The following is a 724-nucleotide window of genomic DNA, read 5'->3' as shown; positions in this document are numbered from 1 at the left end:
CTTCTTGCCTTTAAAAGCGGCGCTTACAGGCCGCTGAACCCCTTTCAAAACAACAAAAAACTACACCCTGCCCATGGAGAGATACACGGCGTTTCCCTAGCGTTCTGACACTAACGTACTGGAGGGAACGCAATGCCACGATCGACATTCAAGGCCGCCGTGTTGGCCGCCGTTCTGGGGGGCAGCGTGCTGTCACCCGCCTGGGCCGCCGACGATAACAATACCCCCGCCATGGGGGAGATCATCCAAAACCAATACATTGTGACCCTGGCACCGAATATCACCGAGCAACTGGGCCTCACCAGCCTGACCACAGCTATTCAAACGCTGCTGGCCGGTATTGGTGGGGGCGAGGTGCTTTATACCTATGACCATGCCTTGCTGGGCATGACCGTAAGATTGACCAACCTGCAGGCAAACTTGCTTGGTATTCTGCCCGGTGTCATCTCGGTTGAGCCGGACCGCATGGTGACCACCGTAGCCGTGCAGAGTAACGCCACCTGGGGCCTGGACCGGGTCGATCAACCGGCCCTGCCGCTGGATAGCAGTTTTCAGTATCCAGACAACGGCGGGCGTGATGTGAACATCTATGTGGTGGATACCGGCGTGCGCACCACACATCAGGAATTTACCGGCCGAGTACTGCCCGGTCGCAATTTCGTGAGCTCCGGGGGTTTCCTGTTTGGTGGCAGTGTTAACCCTGACGACTTTGAAGACTGCAACG

1 protein-coding gene is annotated in these 724 nt (G+C 57.2%); it reads left to right on the top strand.

Going from position 1 to position 724, the window contains the following annotated elements:
- Positions 1 to 132: 132 nt before the first annotated feature.
- Positions 133 to 724: S8 family serine peptidase (locus A3730_RS08710; protein WP_197477382.1), on the top strand; the 592-nt coding region annotated here is incomplete at its 3' end.

The organism is Alcanivorax sp. HI0044 (genome assembly GCF_001634945.1).
Note: the sequence above shows the minus strand (reverse complement) of the source record. Positions and strands in the feature narration are given on the sequence as shown.